Annotated in this window: 25 protein-coding genes and 1 pseudogene; 12 read left to right on the top strand and 14 right to left on the bottom strand. The window is 34.8% G+C overall.

The annotated features are described in order from the left end of the window. Nucleotides 1-167: 167 nt before the first annotated feature. The 3 genes from DCC35_RS11280 to DCC35_RS11290 are packed head-to-tail and all read left to right on the top strand — an operon-like array spanning nucleotide 168 to nucleotide 4,921. Complete coding sequence (locus DCC35_RS11280) at nucleotides 168-2,258, top strand: heavy metal translocating P-type ATPase (protein WP_137090895.1); 2,091 nt, start codon at nucleotides 168-170, stop codon at nucleotides 2,256-2,258. Then, entirely contained in the window at nucleotides 2,203-3,087 is an 885-nt protein-coding gene (locus DCC35_RS11285; protein ID WP_137090896.1) for an alpha/beta fold hydrolase, read from the top strand. Before DCC35_RS11280 ends, DCC35_RS11285 begins: the two co-directional genes overlap by 56 nt. 46 nt (nucleotides 3,088-3,133) lie before the next feature. Then, the gene (locus DCC35_RS11290) at nucleotides 3,134-4,921 is read left to right on the top strand and encodes an SLC13 family permease (RefSeq protein WP_137090898.1); all 1,788 of its coding nucleotides are present in this window, start codon (nucleotides 3,134-3,136) and stop codon (nucleotides 4,919-4,921) included. On the opposite strand, the gene DCC35_RS11295 is transcribed toward DCC35_RS11290, so the two are convergent. Then, nucleotides 4,893-5,234: a DUF202 domain-containing protein gene (locus DCC35_RS11295; RefSeq protein ID WP_137090899.1), complete on the bottom strand. Its 342-nt coding sequence runs from the start codon at nucleotides 5,232-5,234 to the stop codon at nucleotides 4,893-4,895. The two genes, DCC35_RS11290 and DCC35_RS11295, sit on opposite strands and share 29 nt — an antisense overlap. 222 nt (nucleotides 5,235-5,456) lie before the next feature. On the opposite strand from DCC35_RS11295, the gene DCC35_RS11300 reads away from it, so the two are divergent. Further along, a complete protein-coding gene (locus tag DCC35_RS11300; protein WP_137090901.1) occupies nucleotides 5,457-6,104 on the top strand; it encodes an outer membrane beta-barrel protein in 648 nt (215 codons plus the stop codon). A 4-nt stretch (nucleotides 6,105-6,108) separates the two neighbouring features. On the opposite strand, the pseudogene DCC35_RS11305 reads toward DCC35_RS11300, so the two are convergent. The 4 genes and pseudogenes from DCC35_RS11305 to idi all read right to left on the bottom strand — a co-directional run bounded on the left by DCC35_RS11305 (nucleotide 6,109) and on the right by idi (nucleotide 9,313). Then, nucleotides 6,109-6,935, bottom strand: a pseudogene (locus tag DCC35_RS11305) (ion transporter). 189 nt (nucleotides 6,936-7,124) lie between these two features. Continuing rightward, a complete protein-coding gene (locus DCC35_RS11310; RefSeq protein ID WP_137090902.1) occupies nucleotides 7,125-7,373 on the bottom strand; it encodes a DUF7218 family protein in 249 nt (82 codons plus the stop codon). Nucleotides 7,374-7,578: 205 nt separating this feature from the next. Continuing rightward, complete coding sequence (locus DCC35_RS11315; protein WP_137090904.1) at nucleotides 7,579-8,631, bottom strand: T9SS type A sorting domain-containing protein; 1,053 nt, start codon at nucleotides 8,629-8,631, stop codon at nucleotides 7,579-7,581. A gap of 157 nt (nucleotides 8,632-8,788) precedes the next feature. Then, the gene (gene idi, locus DCC35_RS11320; protein WP_137090906.1) at nucleotides 8,789-9,313 is read right to left on the bottom strand and encodes an isopentenyl-diphosphate Delta-isomerase; all 525 of its coding nucleotides are present in this window, start codon (nucleotides 9,311-9,313) and stop codon (nucleotides 8,789-8,791) included. A 334-nt stretch (nucleotides 9,314-9,647) separates the two neighbouring features. Here idi and DCC35_RS11325 point away from each other — a divergent pair, with 334 nt between their 5' ends. Together DCC35_RS11325 and epsC are read left to right on the top strand one after the other, a co-directional pair. After that, nucleotides 9,648-10,961 (top strand): LruC domain-containing protein, encoded by a 1,314-nt coding sequence (locus tag DCC35_RS11325; protein ID WP_137090908.1) that lies wholly within the window; start codon nucleotides 9,648-9,650, stop codon nucleotides 10,959-10,961. Between the two features lie 139 nt (nucleotides 10,962-11,100). Continuing rightward, nucleotides 11,101-11,928 (top strand): serine O-acetyltransferase EpsC, encoded by an 828-nt coding sequence (epsC, locus tag DCC35_RS11330; protein WP_137090910.1) that lies wholly within the window; start codon nucleotides 11,101-11,103, stop codon nucleotides 11,926-11,928. 12 nt (nucleotides 11,929-11,940) lie between these two features. Here the strand turns inward: epsC and DCC35_RS11335 are convergent, their stop codons facing one another. From DCC35_RS11335 to DCC35_RS11345, 3 genes are all read right to left on the bottom strand, one after another. Further along, entirely contained in the window at nucleotides 11,941-12,360 is a 420-nt protein-coding gene (locus DCC35_RS11335; protein WP_137090911.1) for an SRPBCC family protein, read from the bottom strand. Nucleotides 12,361-12,461: 101 nt separating this feature from the next. Further along, complete coding sequence (locus DCC35_RS11340; protein WP_137090912.1) at nucleotides 12,462-13,001, bottom strand: hypothetical protein; 540 nt, start codon at nucleotides 12,999-13,001, stop codon at nucleotides 12,462-12,464. Between the two features lie 456 nt (nucleotides 13,002-13,457). Beyond that, nucleotides 13,458-14,093: a hypothetical protein gene (locus DCC35_RS11345; protein WP_137090913.1), complete on the bottom strand. Its 636-nt coding sequence runs from the start codon at nucleotides 14,091-14,093 to the stop codon at nucleotides 13,458-13,460. Nucleotides 14,094-14,279: 186 nt separating this feature from the next. On the opposite strand from DCC35_RS11345, the gene DCC35_RS11350 reads away from it, so the two are divergent. After that, nucleotides 14,280-14,930 (top strand): SDR family oxidoreductase, encoded by a 651-nt coding sequence (locus DCC35_RS11350; RefSeq protein WP_137090914.1) that lies wholly within the window; start codon nucleotides 14,280-14,282, stop codon nucleotides 14,928-14,930. Nucleotides 14,931-14,940: 10 nt separating this feature from the next. On the opposite strand, the gene DCC35_RS11355 is transcribed toward DCC35_RS11350, so the two are convergent. Then, nucleotides 14,941-15,447, bottom strand: coding sequence for a hypothetical protein (locus DCC35_RS11355; RefSeq protein WP_137090915.1), 507 nt, complete (start codon nucleotides 15,445-15,447; stop codon nucleotides 14,941-14,943). A 172-nt stretch (nucleotides 15,448-15,619) separates the two neighbouring features. Between DCC35_RS11355 and cysM the strand changes: the two genes are divergently transcribed. Beyond that, a complete protein-coding gene (gene cysM / locus DCC35_RS11360; protein ID WP_137090916.1) occupies nucleotides 15,620-16,498 on the top strand; it encodes a cysteine synthase CysM in 879 nt (292 codons plus the stop codon). Nucleotides 16,499-16,522: 24 nt separating this feature from the next. Here cysM and DCC35_RS11365 read toward each other — a convergent pair whose 3' ends face one another. The 3 genes from DCC35_RS11365 to DCC35_RS11375 all read right to left on the bottom strand — a co-directional run bounded on the left by DCC35_RS11365 (nucleotide 16,523) and on the right by DCC35_RS11375 (nucleotide 19,340). Further along, the gene (locus DCC35_RS11365; protein ID WP_137090917.1) at nucleotides 16,523-17,722 is read right to left on the bottom strand and encodes a hypothetical protein; all 1,200 of its coding nucleotides are present in this window, start codon (nucleotides 17,720-17,722) and stop codon (nucleotides 16,523-16,525) included. A gap of 18 nt (nucleotides 17,723-17,740) precedes the next feature. Then, nucleotides 17,741-19,033: an ATP-binding protein gene (locus DCC35_RS11370; protein ID WP_217495815.1), complete on the bottom strand. Its 1,293-nt coding sequence runs from the start codon at nucleotides 19,031-19,033 to the stop codon at nucleotides 17,741-17,743. A gap of 94 nt (nucleotides 19,034-19,127) precedes the next feature. Further along, nucleotides 19,128-19,340, bottom strand: a complete 213-nt coding sequence (locus tag DCC35_RS11375) for a DUF3185 family protein (RefSeq protein WP_137090918.1) — start codon at nucleotides 19,338-19,340, stop codon at nucleotides 19,128-19,130. An 86-nt stretch (nucleotides 19,341-19,426) separates the two neighbouring features. Here DCC35_RS11375 and truA point away from each other — a divergent pair, with 86 nt between their 5' ends. The 3 genes from truA (at nucleotide 19,427) to DCC35_RS20675 (ending at nucleotide 21,664) form a co-directional block, all read left to right on the top strand. After that, nucleotides 19,427-20,218 carry a tRNA pseudouridine(38-40) synthase TruA gene (truA, locus tag DCC35_RS11380; protein ID WP_137090919.1) on the top strand — a complete coding sequence of 264 codons (792 nt, stop codon included), beginning with the start codon at nucleotides 19,427-19,429 and terminating at the stop codon, nucleotides 20,216-20,218. Nucleotides 20,219-20,486: 268 nt separating this feature from the next. Beyond that, nucleotides 20,487-21,443, top strand: a complete 957-nt coding sequence (locus DCC35_RS11385; protein WP_137090920.1) for an aldo/keto reductase — start codon at nucleotides 20,487-20,489, stop codon at nucleotides 21,441-21,443. A 62-nt stretch (nucleotides 21,444-21,505) separates the two neighbouring features. After that, nucleotides 21,506-21,664, top strand: coding sequence for a hypothetical protein (locus tag DCC35_RS20675; protein WP_175402793.1), 159 nt, complete (start codon nucleotides 21,506-21,508; stop codon nucleotides 21,662-21,664). Here DCC35_RS20675 and DCC35_RS11390 read toward each other — a convergent pair. Together DCC35_RS11390 and DCC35_RS11395 are read right to left on the bottom strand one after the other, a co-directional pair. Continuing rightward, nucleotides 21,661-24,204: an ABC transporter permease gene (locus tag DCC35_RS11390; RefSeq protein ID WP_137090921.1), complete on the bottom strand. Its 2,544-nt coding sequence runs from the start codon at nucleotides 24,202-24,204 to the stop codon at nucleotides 21,661-21,663. The two genes, DCC35_RS20675 and DCC35_RS11390, sit on opposite strands and share 4 nt — an antisense overlap. Continuing rightward, on the bottom strand, nucleotides 24,201-24,890 hold the full coding sequence (locus tag DCC35_RS11395; protein WP_137090922.1) for an ABC transporter ATP-binding protein: 690 nt from the start codon (nucleotides 24,888-24,890) through the stop codon (nucleotides 24,201-24,203). Before DCC35_RS11395 ends, DCC35_RS11390 begins: the two co-directional genes overlap by 4 nt. Nucleotides 24,891-25,009: 119 nt before the next feature. On the opposite strand from DCC35_RS11395, the gene DCC35_RS11400 reads away from it, so the two are divergent. Then, nucleotides 25,010-25,705 carry an arylesterase gene (locus DCC35_RS11400; RefSeq protein WP_137090923.1) on the top strand — a complete coding sequence of 232 codons (696 nt, stop codon included), beginning with the start codon at nucleotides 25,010-25,012 and terminating at the stop codon, nucleotides 25,703-25,705. Nucleotides 25,706-25,713 lie beyond the last annotated feature (8 nt).

A 25,713-nucleotide genomic window follows, 5' to 3' on the forward strand; every position in this document is an offset into this window, starting at 1 on the left:
AAGAAAAAGATAATACCATTTAGGTATTTTTTATATTCTTTTGTATTTAAAAAATTATCTACCTTAAGTTTTCCGGGGAAAAATAAGTTTTTGGGATTATATTTTTAAAGAAGAAAAATCTTTACTAAATAACTATCAGCTGCTTATAAAATCATTTAATTAATATTATGAATCACGGGCACGGTAAATCGGGGAATAGCGATCACCAACATGAGGGTCATGATCATGAGAACCATGAAGGCCATGATCATCACGATCATCATGCTCATATGATAGAAGATTTTAAGAAAAGGTTCTGGATTTCGCTGGTAATCACAATACCAATAATGGTGTTGGCTCCAATGATCCAGGATTTACTCGGATATTCTTTCACTTTTACAGGTGATCGATACGTTCAGTTTGGTCTTTCTACCTTGGTATTCTTTTATGGTGGCTGGCCTTTTCTTAAAGGAATGTTCGATGAAATTAAGGATAAGGCTCCCGGAATGATGACATTGATCGCTCTGGCTATATCCGTTGCATACTTTTATAGTTCCGCTGTGGTATTTGGATTGGACGGTAAGGTCTTTTTCTGGGAACTGGCCAGTTTGATTGTTATTATGCTTTTGGGACATTGGATAGAAATGAAATCTGTTATGGGAGCTTCCAATGCCTTGCAGGAACTTGCCAAACTTATGCCATCCGAAGCCAGGATCGTAAAAGAAAATGGTGAAACTGAGGATATAGAGATAACAGATCTAAAAAACGAAGATATTGTTTTAGTACGACCCGGTGAAAAAGTTCCAGCAGATGGTGAAATTGTAGAAGGTGAATCGCATGTGAACGAATCGATGATCACAGGTGAATCAAAACCTGTTGCAAAATCTAAAGGAGATGAAGTAATAGGAGGTTCGATCAATGATAATGGTTCTATTAAAATTGAGGTAAAACATACAGGTGATGACTCCTATCTGTCGAAAGTGATCGGTATGGTCGAGGAAGCTCAGAATACCAAATCTAAAACTCAGAACCTTGCTAATAAAGCTGCCGGGTGGTTATTCTATCTGGCTTTGGGTGCCGGTATCATTACATTATTTGTTTGGTTGTCAATTGGTAAAGATTTTGAGTATTCTCTGGAGAGAATGGTGACAGTAATGATTATTTCCTGTCCACATGCATTAGGTCTGGCTGTACCGTTGGTAGTAGCAATAAGTACAGCTGTGAGTGCTAAAAAAGGGTTACTGATTAGAAACAGAACAGCCTTTGAAAATTCCAGAAAGATCACTAAGATCATTTTTGACAAAACAGGAACGCTGACAAAAGGCGAGTTTGGAGTTACCAGGATAAAGAGCATTATTGATTCAGTTTCTGATGATGAGCTTTTAACGATTGCTGCTTCAGTTGAAGGGAATTCTGAGCACCCTATTGCAGGTGGAATAGTTAAGGCATCCCGGGAAAAAGAAATAAAGCTCGATGAACCTTCAAACTTTGAAAATATAACCGGAAAAGGAATCCAGGCTGATCTCAATGGAAAAAAGATCGAGATTGTCAGTCCGGGATATCTCAAGGAAAAAGATTTCGATATTCCTGAGAATGCCTTTGAAAATGATTCTGAAACAGTAGTATTTGTAATAAGTGATGGAGACCTGTTAGGATACCTTGCTCTTGCAGATGGTATAAGGGAGGATTCATATGATGCTGTTAAAACTCTAAAAGAACGAGGTATCAATATCGTGATGGCTACTGGTGATAACGAAAAAGTAGCCAAAGCAGTAAGTAAAGAACTCGGACTCGACAATTATTATGCGGAAGTTCTTCCTGAAGACAAACAAAAGATTATAAAAGATCTTCAGAATGAAGGCGAGTTTGTAGCAATGACTGGAGATGGAGTAAATGATGCCCCTGCCCTTGCCCAGGCAGATGTGGGGATCGCTGTTGGATCCGGAACAGATGTGGCTGCTGAAACAGCTGATATTGTTTTAGTTAATAGTAATCCTAAAGATATAGCTAACCTGATATTATTTGGTGCGGCAACTTATAAAAAGATAATGCAAAATCTTTGGTGGGCAGCCGGTTACAATATTGTGGCTGTTCCTCTGGCTGCGGGTGTATTAGCCTGGGCCGGAATTATCTTAAGCCCTGCTGTTGGAGCAATTTTAATGAGTTTGAGTACAGTGATCGTTGCCATAAATGCTCAGTTGTTAAAAAAGAAATTAACTAAGAATGGAAAAAATACCGGATTTTATAATGGAACAGATTCCGGAAGGGATTCAAAGTAAAACGACCCTGGTGGATGGCTATGAAATTCATTATCTCGAAAAAGGATCAGGGATTCCGGTTTTTTTACTTCATGGCAATCCAACCTGGAGTTTTATTTACAGAAATATTATCGACAGGCTGGACCCGAAGAAATATAGGTGTATTGCGCCGGATCTTTTAGGACTTGGTTTTTCCGAAAAACCAGCAGATCCTAATTTTCATACTCTTGCAAATCATAAAAATGTCATGATCAATTTCTTGAATAAAGTTATTGATGATGATTTTATTTTCGTCGGTCAGGATTGGGGTGGTCCTATAGGGCTTCTTACCGCTATGAATCAATCATATAATATTAAAGGGATGGTCTTGCTTAATACCTCTATCCTACCTCCAAGAGAGAATTTTAAACCGACACTGTTTCATAAGTTTAGTCATTTACCATTTATCAGTGATCTGGCATTCCGGATATTTGGATTTCCTCAAAATTACTTATCTATCGCTCAAGGCCATAAAGATTCGATTCGGGGTGAAGTGAGTAAGGCATACTCTTATCCGTTAAGAAAGGCTAAAGATAATATAGCACCTTTAATGATGGCCAGAATGGTCCCTGATTCCCTGGAACATCCTAGTGTAAAATTTCTAAACCAAACGAAAGCTTTTGCTGAAAACTTTAAGGGACCAGTTTCGATCATCTGGGGTAAAAATGATCCTGTGCTCGGGAGATTAAGTTCAGCTCACACGAGATTAATCACCCATGCCAATTTTACCGAAACTGATGGAGGTCATTTTATCCAGGAAGAGTACCCAGGGTTAATAGCAAATGCCATTAGTGAATTGGAAGGAAGTTAAATTTATTTTTATTGTTGAATACAAATAAAACCAGAAGAATATTTTAATGCCATTAGATGCCATAATTACACTCATTGTAATTGTATTGACGCTCACACTATTTATCAGGGAAGTGGTCAGGATAGACCTTGTTGCCCTGGGAGTAATCGTTGTACTGGTATTATCAGGAGTGATTTCGGTAAAACAAGGTTTAGCCGGGTTTTCAAACGAAGCTACACTCACAGTTGCGGCGATGTTCGTATTGAGCCATGCCTTGATAAAAACACAGGTTATTAGCTATTTGGGTCCTTTTTTATCCGGTCTTTTAGAGAAGGGATATAAAAAAGGCATTGCAGGAATGGGGGTGCTTGTTGCCAGTTTATCTGCATTTGTAAATAACACCCCAATAGTTGCCACATTAATTCCTGTAGTTAATACTGCTTCCAGGAAATTAAACGAATCCCCTTCTCGATATTTAATGCCATTATCATATTTTGCGATTTTTGGAGGGACATGTACCCTAATTGGTACTTCAACAAATTTATTGGTTAAAGGTATGGCTGTTGAAAGAGGTGTAAATGAAATTTCAATGTTTACCTTCACTCCATTTGGCCTTATCTTATTTGCTGCCGGGTCTATCTATTTAATTTTTTTTGGAAAGCGTTTTATCCCGGGGAGAACAGCTTCTGATGAGTTAAAAGAACAAGAAGGTGTAAAGAAGTTTTTAACGGAAATAAAGCTTAAACAAAAACCTGCTAAAGAATCAAAAAGTATTTCCAGTCTGTTTAAAAATGAAGATATAAAAGTTAAACTTCTTAAGCGTGATGGTGATGTTAAGGAAGATCCGGAATTATCGCTGGAATTAAAGGAAAATGATGAACTACTAATAGAAGGTAACCTGACAAAAATCAGGGATCTATTAAAACGTGAATATTTTAGTATAACTGATTCTTTTGATGATAAGCAATTCCCTGATGAAGAAACGAGACTCGTTGAAATCGTACTATTATCGAACGCATCAGTAGTAGATAAAAAATTGTCGGATGTTGATTTTTTATCTCACTACAATTCAGAAGTAATTGCAGTAAGGCAGAGGGGGAAAAAGCAGCTTTCGGATCTTAAAGATATTCGGTTAAAAGCAGGAGATATCCTTGTTTTACTTACCAATAAAAAAGGATATGATTTAATCCAGCAAAGCCAGGTGGAGGTTAATCAGCCATTCGTTTCTTTGAGAGTTGAGCAGGTTAAAAGTGTTGACAAAAAAAATCTGTTTATTGTAACTGGTGTAATTATATCAGTGATTGGCTTAGCTTCTTTTGGAATTGTACCAGTAGTTATTGCAGCCTTTGGTGGTATAGTGGTGTTAAATGTTGCTCAAATTATTACCATGACAGATGTATACAGGGCAATAGACTGGAAAGTGATATTTTTACTCGCCGGCTCGCTTAGTTTAGGTGAAGCGATGAGTTCAAGTGGATTATCTAATATTATTGGCGATAAACTTGAATGGATAGTTAATTCTTATGGAGGGCCTGTCCTTCTTGTGGGACTTTTTTATCTGATCACTGTGCTTTTAACTGAAATGGTTAGTAATAATGCTTCAGCAGCCTTGATGGTCCCGATTGCATTTTCAGTATCTGAAAGTATGGATACTAATGTGTTGCCTCTATTGCTTACCGTAGCTTTTGCAGGCAGTTCAAGTTTTATGACCCCAGTGGGATACCAGACGAATACTATGATTTATAGTGCAGGTAATTACTATTTTAGGGATTTTACCAAAGCCGGGGCACCGTTAAGTATTCTTTTTTGGATATTAGCAATGATTTTTATTCCATTGATTTATCCGTTTCATTGATTTTTTCTACTTCAACACGATCATAAAATCGGTTTAACTTTTTTTGTACGATATTATATCGTATAAAGCCAAAACTTATAAGAAAGGCACTAATAACAAAAAGTACAAAAGCCAGCCATTTTAAAGTTTCGAGATTTTCTAGTTCCATTATACCTACTCCTGCAATGGTGAGATAAAGTCCTGTTCTTATATAGGAGAAAAAAGTTCTTTCATTGGCCAAGGTAGTCCTTTCCATAGCAAGGAAGTCTCTAAGAATAATTTTTTCTTTCACTTCAAAGTCACTCGTAAGCCTGCGAAATTTCTTTTTCTTCATAGTATGCGGTAATTTTTGGATAATCTAATAAAAATTGGGGGAAATTCCTGAATACGTTTCTGTTACATTAAAAGCATCTTTTTATTAAAAAAATGAAAGTTTTACTGAAAACTGACCATTTGAATATGATCTTATTTTATAATTAATAGCATTTATAATGTAATTATTTTAACATTAAGAGCTATATTATTGTATTAATGCATAAACTAAAAACCGGTTTAAATGAAACACTCAATTTTATTAATAGCTTTTTTAACTATCAGCTACAGTTCTTTTGGACAGCTAAGATTAAACAGCTATGGAGGATATGTTTTTAAAGATAAAGTTGATTCGTATTATTCTAGCAATTCATATTTTGATGGAACGATACAAGATGGATTTAGATGGGGATTGGGTGTAGAATATCATATTGCAGACAGAGGTGCTATAGAATTACAATATCAAAGACAGGATACTAATGCTCCGACTTTCTACAGAGACAATTCCTTTGGCTCAGAAGTACAGTTTTCTGATTTTAGCCTGGCTATTAATTGGATTATGCTTAATGGTACCCGATATTTTCCTGTAAATGATCTCGTTGAGCCATTTGTTGGAGCTGGCCTTGGATTGGGAGTTTTTAATATAGAAAATCCTGATAATGGGAGAAATGGTTCGGCAACGAAATTTTCATGGCAGATAAGAGGTGGGGCAAACTTTTGGACGACTCCAAAGATGGCTTTAAGAATTCAGGCATCCCTGATATCAGCAACCGAGGGTTTTGGTGGAGGTTTGTATTTTGGAACCGGAGGAGTTGGAGGTGGAGTAAGTACGTATTCTACGATGTACCAGTTTGCCTTTGATGGCGGTTTAGTATTCAGATTAGGTGAATAATAATTTAAGTATGTAAAGAAGCTCCACACCGGTAACAATGAACTGCATCATCCCGATGACCTTCAGCACTACATGTTGGACATGAATTCGTATTTGTAGGAGTTTTTTGACGATTGCTGGCCATTTCGGAGGTAACGATCCCCGTGGGAACAGCAATAATACCGTATCCTAAAATCATAATAAATGTTGCTACAGCCTGCCCTAAAGGAGTCTGAGGAGCAATATCGCCATAACCCACTGTTGTAAGTGTGACTACAGCCCAGTAGATACTTTTTGGTATACTGGTAAAGCCATTTTCACCATTTTCTATTATATACATTATGGTACCCAGGATAACTACCATAATAAACACTCCACCTACAAAAACCGTAATCTTAGGCCTACTCGATCTGAGGGCTTTTGTAAGTTCAGATGCTTCACCAAGAAACCTCACCATTTTCAATACCCTGAAAACACGAAGTAATCGAATACTTCGAAGAATCATGAAGGCTTGAGCACCAGAAATAAATAGTCCAATATATGAAGGAAGTATAGAAAGAAGGTCAATTACTCCAAAAAAACTGGTAGCATACTTAAGGGTTTTTTTACAGACCATAATCTCGCAACATATTCAATAGTAAAGATAAATGTAAAAAACCATTCGATTTTTACCAGTTGTTCTCCATAGTCAACTCTGATTTCTGTAACTGTCTCGAGCATTACTGCCACGACACTTAATAAAATTGCTATCAGTAGGACAACATCAAATAACTTACCCCAAAAGGTATCAGCTTCAAAGATTATTTCATGTGCTCTTGATCTTAAATCCTTGGATTTCGAGTTTTCATTCATATGGTAGAATAATGAGAATGCAAAAAATCATTCCATTGCATAAAATTAAAATTTATGAGGGGTAAAGCAAGAGATATCTATTTACATTATTAATTAATTATTCCATAATTGTCATATTTCTTCAACATATCAAGTGATTACAAGGAAGGGAGATATTAAAATAGTATTTATATATTTGAATGAAATATTTCACCTATTTCTCAGCGCATTGATTAATTCATCCTTATTCATCTTACTATAATTATCGATTCCTATATCTTTTGCTTTTTCAATAAGCTCTTCTTTTGTTCGGTTTTCATATTTATCAGCCTTCCCTCCTTTTTTACCAGCTTTTTCCGAATTGGCAATTCTGGCGGCCTTTTCTTTGCTCATTCCTTTTTCTCTGAGCTCTTCATATTGCTCGTCGTTTTTAACTGATTTTCCGTGATCTTTGGTCATGCTTTATGAGATTAGATACTTACTAAAATTTAATTATAAACCTTCAAAAAGAAAAAGGAATAGCTGAATGAATCAGTTATTAAATAGGATATTGATGGATGTAGATTAAAGATTTTAAAGAAAGGTTAAATAAGGTTTTCGAAATATTATTTATTAAAAAAAGGTCAACAGCAATCAGCCATAGACCTTTTTATAATAATTATATTTATTTGAATATTTTTTTCGTAATAGTCCCTTCACCGGATATGATCTTTACTATGTACAGACCTTTTTTCCAATTATTTGTTTGAATTTCTAAGCCTCCTGAGAAGTTTTTATCAGACTCAAACTGGATTTTACCAGATTCATCAAAAATGATGAGATTATCAAATGATTTATTAATTGCTAAATGATCCATGAATGGATTTGGGTAGATCTCGACAGAATTAGTGTTATATTCTACTCTTTTGACACTAAACTGTTCACTATTACCGTTAAAATCCACTTGTTTAATTCGGTAGTAATATACCCCTGAATTGATAGGATCATCCTCAAAAGAATAATTGATGATATTGCTGGTAATACCATTACCTGGCACTTCTCCTACAATTTCCCAATTGGTTGCATCTTTAGAACGAAGTACCGCAAAATAATCATTGTTTTTTTCGTTGGCAGTACTCCACTGAACTAAAACTTTTTCATTGGTAGTTGACACGTTGAAAGATAGCAATTCAACTGGTAAAATAGTTACCATGCTTTCTACATAATTATATAAATCAGGATCGCTTGATTGTAAGTCTGATTCATTTCCTTCCGCTCCGACGGGATTAACGCCAGCTCTATTACCATAGACATATGAATCGCCAGGATCTGATCCCCAGTTCCATCCTCCAACATTTCCTGTCGATACGAACTTACCATTATTAACTATTGACGTGAACCAATTGGTGTATACATCACCTAGCACTATCAGTGTCCCATTATTTTCTATATAAGAAAAATTGTCACCATATAAATAACCCGAAATTATAAGTGTATCCTGAGGATTAATTACCAGGGCGGTATTATTTATGTAGAGATCCATATCAGCTACAGTGGTTCCATTTATGTAAACATTCCTGTTACCAATGTTTAATAAGGATCCAGTAATGTTTCCGGCGATAGTCGTGGTCCAGTGAGAGGGATTATCCCAATATCCCATTTGTTCATTTACAGTGGATTGAGAATAGCTTACAAAAGAAAAAAATAAAAAAATGAAGATTAAATTATAATTTTTCATTTACTCTAAAAAAATTGATTGATAGTACCAGTATATATTTTTTAGAATGAATAAGTAACCTCTCGTTTATGTAATAAATTAAATTTTTGATTGGAATAGTTATATGTGCTGTGTTTTAAAGGGATAAATGGTATAATATTATTAGCGTAAGATGTTATTATATATCCAATGATTTGATATATAATAAAAATTCATCAATAGCAAATTTTGTCCAATAAGCGAATTTTTCCGGACTGTCATTCATTAGATTTTTAATTTCATTCAATGGAACCCATTTAAAATCGGCAACCTCATCGTGATTAGGAATGGGATCTTTATCATATCTTCCTAAGTAAACATGATCATATTCATATTCAGTCAGACCATTTCCGAACTCAGTTTTATATACGAATTCAAAAAGTTTTTCCAATTCGCAATCAAACCCCATTTCTTCTTTTAAACGTCGATGAATGGTATTCTCCTGGTTTTCATCTTTAATGGGATGACTGCAACAGGTATTTGCCCATAATCCTGCACTGTGATACTTGTGAAGTGCCCTTTGTTGCAATAGCAATTCATTATTACTGTTTACTACAAAAATCGAAAAAGCGCGGTGTAGTAATCCCTTTTCATGGACAGGCAGCTTTTCACCATAACCTGTAATTTCATCGTGTTCGTTAACCAGAATTAATTGATCAGCCATTACTCAATTTTAAAAAAGTATCAGACAATAAATCATCGAGATGATAAATTGTTTTTAATTTTCATGAAAATTAAGAAACATCTATAAAAAATCATCCATCACTGAATAATAATTTATACTTACTACAAAATGATATAGTAGTTAATAGACTTATATTATTTGATTTTTAATTAGGGAACATTTTATTATTTATCGCATTATTAAAATTCTTCAAAAAAGTCTATTTATATTAGAAATATACAATTAAATAATTTTTTATTTATAAAAAATAGCCGTATAATTATATTCTAAATGGAAAAAATAATAATTTATCAATCTAATCATTTCTAACCTTATGAAAACCCTTAAGTCAAAATCAGGCTTACTTTCGCTATTTGCAATAGCTTTTTCTATCGTTATCTTGCAAAGTTGTAGTGATGAAGCCTTGAAACCAAGCAAGTCAGGGTTAACTCCACTTAATGGCCAGAAGTATGAGTTACCAGACTATGATGTAGATGCACCACCTGCTTGTAAAGAGGTGTGTTTAGTTGCCGGACAAAATATGTTAGCCGGAAATGTAGAAGTAGCATATTCAGAAGGAAACCTATATGTTACTTATAATGTATATCAGGAAGGTGTTTATTTGAAAGAAATTCATCTCGATTTATTCAATAGTATTGAAGAATTTGATGAAGCTAAAAAATTAAATGGAGGTGGACCTTCTCCAGGCAAATTTGCATTCAAGAAAAAGTGGGATGACAACGCAATGGTATCTTCGTATACAGCTGTAATTCCTGAGTCTTATGTAGATACGTATGGAGATTGCTTCTTCGTTGCTGCCCACGCTGCTCTATCTAATGGAGAAACTGCCTGGGGTGGTCTTTGTGACGAAACCGATAAAGGTGTAACACTAGATGCCGCGAAGCAATTTCCAGGAGCTAACTGGGCTGTTTATTTTGAGTTCTGCCTTGATGAGTGTGAAGATCCAACCATTGATTTCACTTATGCATGGGAAGACTTATTAGATTTTGCTAATGATGCAGATTACAATGACCTTGTAATCAGATCTGATATCATGAAAACAGATGCTGAGTTAAAGATTACATTCTTTGCTGCTGCAAGAGGTGCTTCTTTGGACCACAGCTTCCGTTTTATGATTCCTGCAGAAGGTGTTGTAAGTATTATGAATGCTGCAGATGTTCAAATGGTGGGAGATCAGTATATGGTGACTGTATTTGAAAATACTACTTTGGCTATTCCTGGTACTCCATTTGCGAATACTGTTCCAGCCGATGGATGCTATGCAGGTGCGAATGGAATGGTCACTATTTCAATCGATGAAGATTTTTCTTTTGATCCGGCAAATCCTTATAATCCATTCCTAAGAGTATATAATTGGGGAATTGATACTCCGGATGTATTTTACGATCTATATATCTATGAGCTTCCTGGAAATAATCATCCTGGAAATAGCTGGATTGCTACAGATGGTAAAGAATATCCAAATGGAATTTTAATTCCGTTTGACTGGAGATGGCCTTCAGAAGGTTCAAACATTATGTTGGCTTATGAAGACTTTACTTCCATAACAGATGGATGGAATCCTAATTGGTCAGACAATTTATCTGATATATTATTTACATTTGACCGTGACGCTTGCGGACTTTAATAAGGTAAAATTTTAAAATATAAACCCTGGCAGTTATTGTCAGGGTTTTTTTATGTCTTAATATCTTTAGTTAACTATTTATAGCCTATTTTTATTAACAATTGCCTATTTGAGACGTTTTAAAATCAAACATTAAGCAATGAACGAAGATTTTATTAAAGACCTTTATCAAGAACACAAGGAAGCTGCGGAATGTCCTTCACCAAAAGTAGTCAGTGATTTTTTTGTACACTTACTAGGGTTTCTGTTCCCTGAATATGCACATGCAGAAATTGAAAATTATGACAGATTCAAAGCTATTGCCTCTGGTTTGAGGGTGTCATTTGAAGAGATCATGAACAGAAATAAGGGAATTTGTCTCGACGAAGGATTAAATATCACCGATGATTTTTTCGATAACCTTCCCGAAATAAAAGCTAAATTAAAAATGGATGTTAAGGCGATGTATTTAGGTGACCCTGCGGCTGAAAGTTATACTGAAGTTGTGAGGACATATCCGGGGTTTTATGCCATTGCCGCTCATAGAATTGCCCATTGCTTAAAACAATTGAAGGTCCGGTTAATTCCTCGAATTATATCTGAACATGCTCATAGTAAGACAGGGATTGACATCCATCCGGGGGCAACTATTGGTGATTACTTTTGCATTGATCATGGAACAGGTATAGTAATCGGTGAAACAAGTAAAATTGGTAACAGGGTTAAAATTTACCAGGGTGTGACTTTAGGAGCATTGAGTGTTGATAAAAAACTGGCAAAAACTAAAAGACATCCTACTATTGAGGATAATGTCGTGATTTATGCAGGGGCAACCATTTTAGGTGGAGATACAATTATTGGAGCAAATTCTGTTATTGGAGGAAATGTCTGGCTCACTAAATCGGTTCCACCACAATCAAAAGTATATTATAAAGCAAAAATGACGAATGTCGAAGGAGGTCATGATACAATTACCTTTAAGCCATGATTTAAAAATTAGTTATGTATTCAGATAATTTTTTAATCGATCTTTAATAAAATAATTCCAACCACCCCGGCAACTTTCTTCAGAAAATTCTGGGATCTCATCAGAAAATGTATCTAATCCTGAATGGGTTACTCTTATATTGCAGCCAGAATCAGTATCATTTAATTTAAAAATCACCTCTCCTATTCCTTCATATTCTTTATAACGCCAATCGTATACTATTTTTGATCCGGGTATTACATCTTTTATCTCCCATAAATGTGTGAAGATCCTTTCCCCGGTATGTACAGGAAACTCTGTTTTAAATCCGACTTCAGCTTTAAAGTCAGGTATATTTTCAAAAAACCAATTTTTCATTTGATCGGGATTTGTAATTACTTCCCAAACCTTTTTACAATCAGTATTTAATTCCTGTTCAACATTAACTTCCATTCATTTAGTTTCTTTGAATAAACATGAAAATAATAATTAGCCATAAATATTCATAAAAAAAGCCGGATTGATCCGGCTTTTTAACTGATCTGGTGAAAGTCTTATTTTTCTTTCATGAACGTACCATCTGTATTGAAGAATAATTTTTTGTGTTTTTTGCCATTTTCTATATTGACCTGGATATATTCTTTACCGTGATCGTGGTGTTTAACTCTGTAGAATTCGTCAGAAACTATTCTATAACCATCATATTCTCCACTAGTGGAAAAATTTATTATATCATCCGGTAAAGGGAAGTTCTCAGCTGTCATTTTAGAGCTGATAAGTTCTCCATCCTTGTTATACAAAGCATGAATGTAACTATTGTTCTCACCCTTCAAAACTACGGTATAATGATCTATATCTTCACCGCTGGACATTGTATTTTCAGTTTCAACGATCCAGTTTGAAGTTACATGATCACCTTCTGCTACATAGTATTGAATTACATCTCCAGTTGGGAAGTCTCTTTCCACAGCTGTAATAACGTACTCAGGAGTTTCATTTTTTCCTACTTTTTTAGCGTCGATCTTAAATTTATGATCTTGTGCATAAATCGCAATTGTACAAATACTTAAAAGTATTAATGTTAAAGATTTCATCGAAATAGTGGTTTTGGTAATAAATAATGTCTTTATATTAATTTAACTATAAAAAATTGAATTTAAACCATTTTTAATCACAGATTTTTTATTCACTATATTAATTTTCAAATAGTTAATTTATTGATATTTAGTGCGTTGTTGCGAGATGTTATCTTTGAGAAAGTCTTAAATTATATTTATGTGTTTAATTCTCATGAAGCTTGTTAATGAGAGGTTTCTGTTTCCAAATTACACGGTTTGGAAAATACAAAATATACAATATAGGTGAATATTAGATACTATTTAAAAAGTGCCAAGAAATATGTCAGGAAAAGCTTCCGGATTTGAACCAATAGTTCGAATAGAATCAACGTAATTAAATATAAAAGTAAATAATCTTAAGATTGGCTTTTAAAATTATACCAATCATAAAAATATTACAGTAGGATTATCCGAAACTTCCGGATTATAAATTTATCGATCCACTTTTACCAGTCCATTTAGTAGCTTTTCACATTTGTCTTTATAAATATCAAGTAAATTTTGAGCTGTAAAAGTTATATATTGAACGGTACCACTTTCATCCGAATAATAATATCCATAGTATGAAAACTTTATACCTTGCATTGTTCCGTTTATTTGCATGTGTAAGACTTTAAGTCCATTCACATTTCTATATTCTTCCTTTATGATTTTTGCATCCGGAGCAGCCGATCTTGCATTTTCGAGGGCAATATTCTTTAGAGTTATGAGTGGGATTTCAATTTTCTCTGAAATAACCATGCCATAGAGATTTCCATCTTTGCTTTCGAATTCGTATTCTGCTTCTTCATTTTCGTTTGCCTTTTTAAAAGTCCAGGATTTAGGATCTACATAAAACCCTACATCAAGGTTTTTACTTTTTAGCAAAAAGGAAGATTCCTTATCTCTTTTAAATTGTTTAGGGTTTTCAGGAATTTCATTCTTTGTTGCATCTTCCTTATTCACATATTCCCAGGATCCATCTTCAAAAAGTACGACTTCTTCACCGAATTCTGTAATGGCATTTTTTTGAGCAAAAGCACTAACAGCAGAAATTAATAATAGTAGAAAAAATGTATTCAGTTTCATAATGATTTGTCAGTTAAAAAATAATGTTCAAATATATATTTTTTTAGACTATAATCAGAAGTAGAATAGTGAATTTTATGACTTTTACTATAGAAGTAAGAGTCGTTTATAATCCTGATTCCTAAACAATTTATTCTATTTGTTGTATCTTAATTATAAGATCAATTACTAATTAAAAATATTATCATGAAAAAAGTTGTAATTATTGGTGCCACCGGGAAAATAGGTAAGATATTAAGTGGGAAACTTAAAGAAGATTCAGGTTTCGAGGTAAAGGCAGCGTTCAGGAATGAGGATAAAAAGGACTTTTTTGAAGATAAAAATATTGAGTTCACAATTTTGGACCTGGAAGATTCTGTTGATAAAATTTCAAAAGTAGTTGAAGGAGCAGACGCTATCGTATTTACTGCAGGATCAGGAGGAAGTACCGGTCCGGATAAAACATTGGTTGTCGATCTTGATGGAGCAGTTAAAACGATGGAGGCTGCTAAAAAAGCGAATGTGAGCAGATATGTAATTGTAAGTGCCTTGAAGGCTGATAGTCGAGAGATGTGGGATAAATCTGGTATAAAACCTTATTATGTTGCGAAACATTTTGCTGATAGGGTATTAAAAGATATTGGTCTCGATTATACAATTATCCGTCCTGGTAGATTGCTGGATGAAGAAGGAAAAGGAAAAATCACCACTGATGAACCAGAAAAACAGCAGAGTGTTCCCAGGGAAGACGTTGCAGAAGTAATTGTTGAAGTTTTAAAGAATGATAATACCATCGGAAAGATTGTAGAGTTTAACCAGGGGGATACTGATATTTCTGAAGCGGTGAAACAAATTTAATTTTACAGATTTATTCTTTATTGTGTATGTAAATGTCAGGATTACCTTCTACTCTTCCTTGATTATAAAGAATGAAATTTTCTTTGATGGGGTCATATATCGAATCCTGTGCATGATAATAATATAAAAGTCTTTCATATTTATATGAATCTTCGATATCTAATGGTTGATATACAACCCAGCCATCTTTTTCGTTATCCTTTGTCATCTCGTAAGCATGTTGGTAAGACTTAGTATGCCTAAGAGGAAGGTATATTACACTATCATAATCTTCAATCCCTTCGAGATAGAAATGATCTAATGACAGGTTTTCCTTTTTTAAATATTGTATCACTTTAGAAACAGCAACATTCGTTAAAGAATCTCCGGATGAATAATTTCTTAATAATGGCTTATTTATTTCTATATTTTCTGATTTGTTGACATTATCAGACCGGCAACCTGGTATAAAAACCAGTGACAAAATAATAGAAAATAGGGTAATGAATTTTATAAAATAATTGTGATTTCTTTTCATACATAGTTGATAAATAACATCCTTATTGAACTCAAACTCATCAATTAGAAAGCAAGTTCAAAATATTTTTTTAAATAAATTATTATTTCAGATACTTTAAAATTGATAATTATCTTAAACGCTCTCCATTCCAATTCGTATCATTACTTTATATACTTATTAACTAATTATTATGAACATTGAACATTTAGTTGGTAATACTCCACTAATTGAAATAAGACATCTCAATAAGAATAAAAATGTAAAGATCTATTGTAAGCTCGAGGGGCAAAACCCAGGTGGATCAGTAAAGGATCGAGCTGCGTTAGGGATGATATCTGAAGCGCTCAAAAGAGGTGATATAAAACCCGGAGACAAACTTATCGAAGCAACATCTGGGAATACCGGAATTGCTCTGGCTATGATTGCATCGCTTAAGGGTCTGGACTTGACTCTTATAATGCCTGAAAATAGTACTAAGGAGCGTATACAAACCATGAAAGCGTATGGAGCAGAGGTTATCCTGACTCCTGCCGAAAAAACGATTGAATACTCTCGTACGCTTGCAGAGGAAATGGCAGAAAATGAAGGTTATTTTATTTTGAACCAATTTGCCAATCCTGATAATTATAAAATGCATCAACGTACCACCGGTCCTGAAATCTGGAGGGATACTTATGGAAAGATTACTCACTTTGTCTCTGCTATGGGGACAACCGGAACAATAATGGGGGTTTCAAGGTATTTAAAAGAAGTAAACCCGGAAGTTCAAATTGTCGGAACTCAGCCAAAAGATGGTTCCAGCATACCCGGGATCCGACGATGGTCTCCGGAATTCCTGCCAAAAATATTTGAACCAGACCGCGTTGACAGAGTAATTGATGTTAGCGAGGATGAAGCTGTTCATATGACGAAAGAAATGGCAAAAAAAGAAGGTATTTTGGCTGGAATGAGTAGTGGTGGAGCCCTTCATGCAGCACTTAAACTGGCAGATGAACTAGACGAAGGAGTTATAGTTTGTATCACTTGCGACCGGGGCGATCGATATTTAAGTTCAGGACTATTTGAATAAAAAAAGCCTCATTCGAGGCTTTTTTTAATCTTCCAGTAATCCATTAAACCAGCTATACACAACTGTTAAAACTAATAAGGGTAAAAATGCTGAAGACCAGCTTTTATCCATAATCAGACTGAGTACTGCAGCATAGCATCCCAGAGAAACCATTGCGATAGCTATTAAAGCATTTACAGCGAATTTGATTTTATTAGTAATCATGTCAAAATGATAAACAGGGACTGTGGCAACTAAAAATCCCAGTGCTGTGATGAATAGTGCTCCGTTAATTAAAATCCCACCGGGTATGCACAATATAGCAAGGCCAAATAAAGCAATGTTTATATAAGCTGATATTTTTGTGGTTTTTTCTAAAAGGTTTCTACCATATTTATCGAAGATGAGAATCACATCAGACACTGGGCCTACAAACCAGGTTCCAAATACAAGAACCAAATAAAAAGGCAGTAATACCGGTATTATTTTTACCACAATTATTAATCCGATAAGTAGTCCTATCCTTGCTGGTTTTGATAAGGTATTGAGCCACATCGAATATTTTAAAACCCATCTATAAGCGAAATTTGAAGATTTAATTGCTTCCAGCATGCCTGAACGAGCCAGTTCATTATTTGGGTTTTTCATTAATGCAATAGAATAGTGCTCTTTTGCCTTTTTATGGTTCCCCGTTCTTAGCTCCTGATATCCGGCGTTGATGTGCGAGAATGCATTCTCAGGATTCTGCTCCAGTAATTCATCAATATTGCTTTTTGCCTCCTGATTGTTTCCCGTAACATTATAAATCAGGGTAAGTAAATTAAGGCAATGATCATCATTGGGATCTAATTCTAGCCCTTCTTTTACTTTTATTTCAGCCTGTTTATAATTCTTTTGGCCAAAATAGATCGAAGCCCAAAGGCCGTAATATTCTACCCTTGGGTTTATTCTGACAGCTTCGGCAATGGTAGCTTCAGCAGTTTTGAAATCGACTTTATGAAAATTGATTCTTGATTTTGTATAGAAATTGTAATCATCTTCAGGGTCAATTTCTATTGCCTGGTTTATCAGTTCCTCTGCAGATTCATAGTTTTCTTTTTCACAAAAAACCATTGCCTTAAGACAATAAAGGTAAGATGATACATTTCCTGCTTCAAAAGTCTTGTCTATTTTTTCAAGTGCCTGATCATATTTCTCATTATTTATGAGGTTTTCGATCGTAGTGTAAGTTTCAAAACCGATCATCCTTTATTAAAGTATATTTTATAGGTTTAAATATTTTTTGACATCGTCATACAGTCCGGACGCATTCGAGTAAAGAGCATAGTTTTTAGCTGTTGCAAACCATTCACTGGTGGAAGGTTTTACCATTTTTATAGCCCTTAAAAAATCTTTAGTATTTAACTTTTCGATCTTACCACTACGCATCGATATTCTTAATTTTTCTTCAACTGCCACATCTATTACTGCCTGAATATCTGCACCACTGAATTTATCTGTTTTTTTGGCCAGCTTTTCAAAATCCAGACTGTTAACAGGCTTTTCAATGGTCATTAATTTGAAGATGTCTATTCTTGCGGAATAGTCTGGTGGCGGTACGAAAATTACTCTGTCAAATCGACCCGGTCTTAAAAATGCAGAGTCCATGTGCCATGGGGCGTTTGTCGCACCTAAAACTAATAATCCTTCATTATCAGTATCTACACCATCCAGCTCTTTTAAAAACTGGTTAATTACATTTCTACCTGCGGAATTCCGAAGGTCGTTTCGTTTACTTCCCAATGCATCTATTTCATCGATAAACATTACACAAGGGTTGTTTTGACGACAAATTTCGAAACGCTGGTGTAGATTTTTCTCACTATTACCGATATACATATCCATGATGTCATCAAGATCAACATTCATGAATTTCGAATCGATCTCTCCTGCTGTTGCGCGAGCAAGAAAAGTCTTCCCACAACCCGGAGGGCCATACATCAATATCCCTCCCCCTGCTTTTTTGCCAAAAGCTTTATAAAGATCCGGATTCTGTAAAGGCTGAATAATTTTAATGCTGATCTCATCTTTTATATTTTGCATACCTCCAACTCTGGAAAAATCAGCATCCGGTTTTTCGAGAAAAGCATCAAATGCCGAACCATCATGTTCAGGCTCATCAACGGTGATCTTCAATTGTGATTCGATCAATTCATCCTGATAATCAGGTAGCGTTAACTGAAAGGCTTTATATTGTTCTACAGCATCGCCAATTTGCCCATTGTTAATTAATAACTGAAGGTATAAAGTAATTACATCAACATTTAAATCATCCTCTAGTAACTCTTCGCAAATTAAAATCCCGGGATAATAATTTTCCAAATGAAGGTAACATTTGGCAAGTAGAACTTTCGAGTCTAAATCATTTTGAGTGGATAAAATGATTTTGAGATGTTCTTTTGCAAATTCATACTCCTTAAGGCCAAAATAACCATGGGCAATTTGCTTTCTAAGAATCACATTTTCCGGAGAAGCCATTAAAGCTTCTTCTAATGCAGCAATAGTTTCTTTATTCACTTTCCTATCAGGTTAAAAAAATATTTAAAACAAATATACACTTCTCCGGAAATTTAAAAGTGAAATGTTATCCGGGAAATTACATATTGTTGAATTATGATTTCTTGAGAATCATTCCACCTGCAAATAGTGAAATAAACGCTCCCCCAAACATTACAAAAGCCATATTTCTACCTTCCTTGTCAGTTGAAGATAATTCCAACTCACCAATAGATAATGATCCTGTAGATTCTTCATACTTATTATATCCTGTGTATAGTAAAACAAGGCCGGCAACAATGAGAACGACTCCTATGATTTTTTTCATATCTTTAAGTTTTATTTTGATTTTGTTTAATATCAAAAGTAAATAAGTATTTATTTATCTCATAATATTTTTTTATTACCGCAAAAATGGGCTTTCACCACGAAAAATATTTTTATCTCATAAGACTTCAGTATCTGGGTTTCAGGTACCATGGGTGGGCCCGACAACCCGATGTTAAAACGGTACAGGAACAAGTGGAGAAAACCCTGAATTATATATTTCCTGATTCGAAATTTAAAGTGCTCGCAGCCGGTAGAACGGATTCTATGGTTTCTGCTACAGGTGCTGCATTTGAACTTTTTATAGATCATAAGCTTGATCAGAATGAATTTCTAATTGATTTTAATATTAATCTACCCCCTGATATAAGGGCAGAATCTATCGACCAGGTATCCTCCAAATTTAATATTATCCATCACGCAGAGGAAAAAGAATATCACTATCTTTTCTGTACCGGTCAAAAACCACATCCATTTTCTGCTGCTCACATGGCTTATTTTCCGGGTATAAAAGATATCGAGTTGATGAAGGAAGCTGGTAAATTATTTGAAGGGGAACATGATTTTCAGAATTTCTGTCATAGTTCTGTAGCAGAAGGTGATACAATACGAATTGTAGATCAATTTTTACTTCAGGAAAATATGGATTATCAGGCTAACTTTTTCCCTGATCAATCATGGATCATAAAAGTTAAGGGAAAAGGATTTATGAGATATCAAATCCGAATGATGGTAGGTGCTCTTGCTTTGTTGGGCATGGATAAAATACCTTACGAAGAATTTAAAGGTTATCTTTCACTGAATGAAACTTATCATAAACGCTATGTGGCTCCTTCCTCAGGATTAACTCTTCATAATATAACTTTTAAAGATTTATAGTTTTTATTTAGAAAACTTAAATTAAGTTGTTGCTATTCAGTATTCTATATAACGCTATTTGTTTGTAGGCTTTACTAGTTATAGTTATGCAATACAAATATTACCTCAGCATAAAACAGAATTATAAATCTGCTTATTATGCATTTATCGAATATTAAGGGAGATCAATTCAAAAATTTGGATTTTAGGTGGTTTAGTGAAACATGAAATGGTAAATTCTTGTTCATATTAATAGAACGTATTTCTAACTTTAAACACCCACTAGCACATGAAATATTTAACTTATAGAAATGGAGATAAAATGCCGATAGTTGGATTAGGCACATGGAAGTCTGAGCCAGGAGAAGTTTATGATGCAGTTATCGAAGCTGTTAAAATGGGATACAGACATATAGATTGTGCTGCCATTTATCAAAACGAGAAAGAAATTGGTAAGGCATTTAAATATTTATTTGATAATAATATCGTTAAACGTGAAGATCTCTGGGTAACCAGTAAATTATGGAATAATTCTCACAGAGTGGATCATGTTGTTCCAGCAATTAAGCAGACTCTTTCAGACCTCCAATTGGATTATCTTGACTTATACCTGGTACACTGGCCGGTAGCACTAAAAGATGAAGTGACCTTTCCTGAAAAGGGTGATGATTTTGTGTCATTGAATGAAGTTCCCCTTGCAGAAACCTGGAAAGGTATGGAAAAAACACTTGCTGAAGGTCTTGCCAAGCATATAGGAGTATCGAATTTTAATTCTGATAAACTTCAGGAAGTAGTCGATAATGCTAATCATAACCCGGAAATGAACCAGGTTGAATTACATCCTCTTCTACCTCAAAATGACTTAATGGATTATTGTAATGGAATGGGTATACATATGACGGCTTATTCACCACTAGGTTCAAGAGATCGAGCTGCTCAAATGAAGAAAGAAAATGAGCCTAATATGTTTGAAATCCCGGCTTTACAGGACGCAGCAAATTCTCTGAATATCTCAGTACCTCAGTTATTGATTGCATGGGGAGTAAATAGAAATACTGCAGTGATTCCTAAATCAGTAAATCCTGATCACATGAAATCTAATTTGGAAGCTGCAGAAATAGATCTTTCTAAAGAAATGATGGAGAAAATAGAATCAGCTGGTGAAAAGTTTCGCTATGTTGATGGTTCTTTCTGGACAATGGAAGGTAGTCCATATAAAATGGAAGACCTTTGGGAAACAGTTTGATATAATAAATACTAAAATTAAATTACCTCTTGGAATAAAATTTCAAGAGGTAATTTTTTTATATGAAAACTAAAGAATGTCCATCATGTGCAATGGAAATAGATGAAAAAGCAGATGTTTGTCCGATTTGCCAGTACGAATTCCCAAAGCAATCACCACTTTTAAAATATGTGGCAATTGCCCTGGCAATACTTTTACTGATATTTTGGATTATATTTTAGGCTGCTTCTTTACGTAATACTTCTAATGGAGAGCTTCTGGTTGCACTTTTTGAGTTGATCACCCCTATTGTAATTATAAGGCCTGCAATTATTCCAAAAATGATTAATAGAGGAACAACAGAAAAGGTAAATTTCGTTTCAAAACTAAAATAGGCTAATAACCATGATCCCAAAATAGCAATAAGAATCCCCATAAAAGCTGATATGGTTCCAAGAATTAAATATTCAGTAAAAATAATTCCTCTTACCTGCTTTTTATTTGCTCCGATCGTTCTCAATAACACATTTTCTCTTAATCTGGCATCTTTGGATGATCTGATGGATGAATATAAAACTAAAATTCCAGTCAGAATACATAGCCAGGCCATAAATTGCACGATATATGAGATCTTATCAACTATATTTTCAATAGTATTAATAACCAAATTCAGATCTATTATAGAGATATTCGGAAAGTCTCGAGCCACTGTATTACGATATGCAGCAGTAGCTTCAGGGGTTTCAGCCCTCGTAAGCAAGACGTGAAACTTAGGGGCCTTATTTAGTACTCCTTCAGGAAATAACACCAAAAAATTTGTTTGTAATCTTTGCCAGTTTACTTTCCTTATACTTCCTACAGTGGTTTCAATTAAAGCTCCCTGTACGTTAAAAGTTAGATTATCTCCAACTTTAACCAGCATATCCTCAGCAATTCCTTGATCGAGAGAAATATATACCGGATCTCCCTTTTCCACTTCACCAGTAAATTCACCTTCTAGCAATTCTTCGCTTTCTATGAGATGATCTCTGTAAGTGACGCGGTATTCCCTGTTTAATACCCAGCCACGGATTTTTGAAGTTGTATCTTTATCGATCTCTTCTACAGGCCTGCCTTTTATACTATGCAATTTGATTGTAACGATGGGTACAGAATTGATTACTGGCATACCCTTCTGTTGTGTCAGGTCTTCCAGCGAATCAATCTGATCACTTTGTACATCAAAGGCAACTATACTTGGTCTTTCACCTGAGGATACAAAGTTTACTTTACTTAATAACAGGTCTTGTGTTAAATAGATGGTACACAATAAAGCAGTACCCAATCCAGCAGACATCACCAATGTGGTGGTTTGATTATTAGGACGAAATAAATTTGCAAGTCCTTGTCGCCATATAAATCCGGCTTTATTGGGAAAAAATTTCTTTACAAGATATATGATTCCCTGTGCTACAGTCCATAATATTCCAAAGGAAAAAAGGATAGCAATAGTAAAATATACAGCACCTATTGCATCTCTCATCTGGTAAAAAGAAAACAGATAAATAAATATTATAAGTATTATGTATAATAAGTAATTGATCTTTGGAATTTTAACCGGTTGAACTGAAGATCTTATTGCTTGTAAAGGTGAAACATTTTTAGCCTGTATAAGCGGAATTAGTGAAAACAATAATGTTACTATTACCCCTGTAGCAATTCCCGAAACTATCGATGGTATATGTAGCATCATATCAATATCAAAAGGAATAAAATCCTTAAATAATTCAGGTAAAATAAACTGAATTAGCACTCCAATACCCGCACCGATAAGGGAGCCAATGAAAGCAACAGACATTATCTGAATCAGGTAGATTTGCATAGCTGTTTTACCTGTTGTTCCCAGACATCTGAGAATGGCAGTCTGATTTGTTTTTTCCTTGATGTATGAATGAATAGAAGATCCTACCCCAAGGCACCCAAGTAATAGTGCTATGAATGCTGTCAGATTAAGAAAACTCCCCAGGTCACTGTAAGCTTCACCCAATTCTTCTTTTCTTTCTTCAACATCATCAAACCGAACGTCCAGAGCTTCAAACTTTGGCTTAACTACTTCTTCAAATGTCTTTTGACTGAATCCGGGAGGATATTTCAAATAGGCTTTATATGTGATTCTGGACCCAAATTGTATCAGGCCTGTTTCTTCAATGGTTGATAGTGGAATATACACAGGTGTGGCAAACGAACTGGCAAACCCGGATTCACCTGGAACTTTAGTAATAGCAGCAGCTATTGGATATTCTTTATCACCAATTTTAACCTGATCACCAGTGGAAGCATTAAATTGATTCATTAACGACTGCTCTACTACAGCCTTTTTTTCCTGGTTAAAAGTTTTTCCCTTACCTAAAGGTGATGTTTCAATTTCTCCGTAAAAGGGAAAAGATTCTTCTACAGCCCTTACGTTTACAAGTCTTGAATCTCCTGTTTTAGGAAAGTATGCCATAGAAGCAAACCTGATTTCTTCACTTATTTCCATATTCAGTGAATCAGCCAGTTCGTAAACTTCTTTTGGAATCTCTTTATTTCTTGAAGTGACTTCAATATCAGCCCCAAGGAGCTCTTTGGCTTCATTATCAATTTGATTTTTAAGTCCTGCACTAAAAGAATTTATAGCTACCAGGGCTCCGATACCGAGGATAATTCCATTGACGATAAGAATTAACTTTCCAATTGATCTTTTCCCATCCCTATAGGCCATCAAAGCCTTCCATCTCAATGATTTGTTTCCTGGTTTTATCATACAGTTTGTGTCGTTTTATCAGAAATGATCATTCCACCTTTCATTTCCAGAATTCTTTCAGCCTGAACAGCCAGAGTCTGGTCATGAGTAACTGTTACTAGTGTGGTGCCTTGTTCAGCATTCATTGAAAACAGTAAGTTTTCTATCTTTTTACCAGTTTCACTATCCAGATTACCTGTTGGCTCATCAGCAAAAAGTATTTTGGGATTATTGGCAAACGCCCTGGCGATAGCGACTCGTTGTTGTTCGCCTCCTGATAGTTGTGACGGGTAATGAGATGCTCGATCTGCCAGTCCTACCCTATCAAGCCAATCTTTAGCTGATTTAATAGCGTTTTTATCACCCAAAAGTTCTAAGGGAATTGCTACATTCTCAAGAGCAGTGATGGATTGAATTAAATTAAAGCTTTGAAATATAAACCCGACTTCACGATTTCTCAATTCTGCCCGTTCATCTTCACTCATGTTATTTATCACATGTCCGTCAAGTTCAATTATTCCCTCAGTAATAGTGTCCAGGCCTGCACAGAGTCCCAGTAATGTAGTTTTTCCGCTACCACTTGGACCGATAATGGCACAACTACTTCCTCTTGCAATTTGAAAATCAATATCATGGAGTATAGTTAATTCATGATCTCCCGATTTATATACTTTCTTAAGCTTCTCGACTCTTAATATATCTGTCATGTGCGATAATCTCTTATTTATATTAACTTGATATTATATAAATTTATTAATCAATAAACTAAACACTTAAAAGATTTAGTTGTTTGGCGAATAGGTGTCATTAATGGCATATTAGAGTTATGAACAAATATTTCATTTTAATATTTTGCGCAATCTGTTTCAGTTGCAATAATAATAACCAGAATCAAAGGTCCAGTAATATAGATGAGAAGAAAAAGGATAAAGTTTCAGAAAACGAATTAGAAGAGAAGAATGAATCTTCCAAAGTGATTTTGTTTTATGGAAATAGTCTTACTGCTGGATTAGGCGTAGATCCTGATCAATCTTTTCCTTCAGTTACTGAAAATATACTTGATTCCCTGGGATATGACTATGAGATAGTAAATGCCGGTGTAAGTGGTGAAACAACTGCCTCCGGTTTATCCAGACTCGATTGGGTTATAGAAAATACTGAGTTTGATGTTTTTGTTCTGGAACTTGGAGCAAATGACGGGTTAAGGGGAATTCCTGTTGATGAAACTTATCGAAACCTGACAGAAATAATAAAAAAAGTAAGAAAAGCTGATCCGGATGTTAAAATATTATTAACCGGAATGATGGTTCCTCCAAATATGGGACCTGATTATAGTTCTGCTTTTTTAGCGGTTTTTCCTAAAGTTGCCGAAGAACAAAACGTGGAATTTATGCCGTTTTTATTACAGGATGTTGCTGGAATTGACAGTCTTAATCAGGATGATGGGATCCATCCAAATGTTAAAGGTCATAAAATTACAGCTCGCAATTTATCAAAAGTTCTAACTGAGCAGGTTCTTTAACCAAAAAG

The organism is Mangrovivirga cuniculi, assembly GCF_005166025.1.
Classification (GTDB): Bacteria; Bacteroidota; Bacteroidia; order Cytophagales; family Cyclobacteriaceae; genus Mangrovivirga; species Mangrovivirga cuniculi.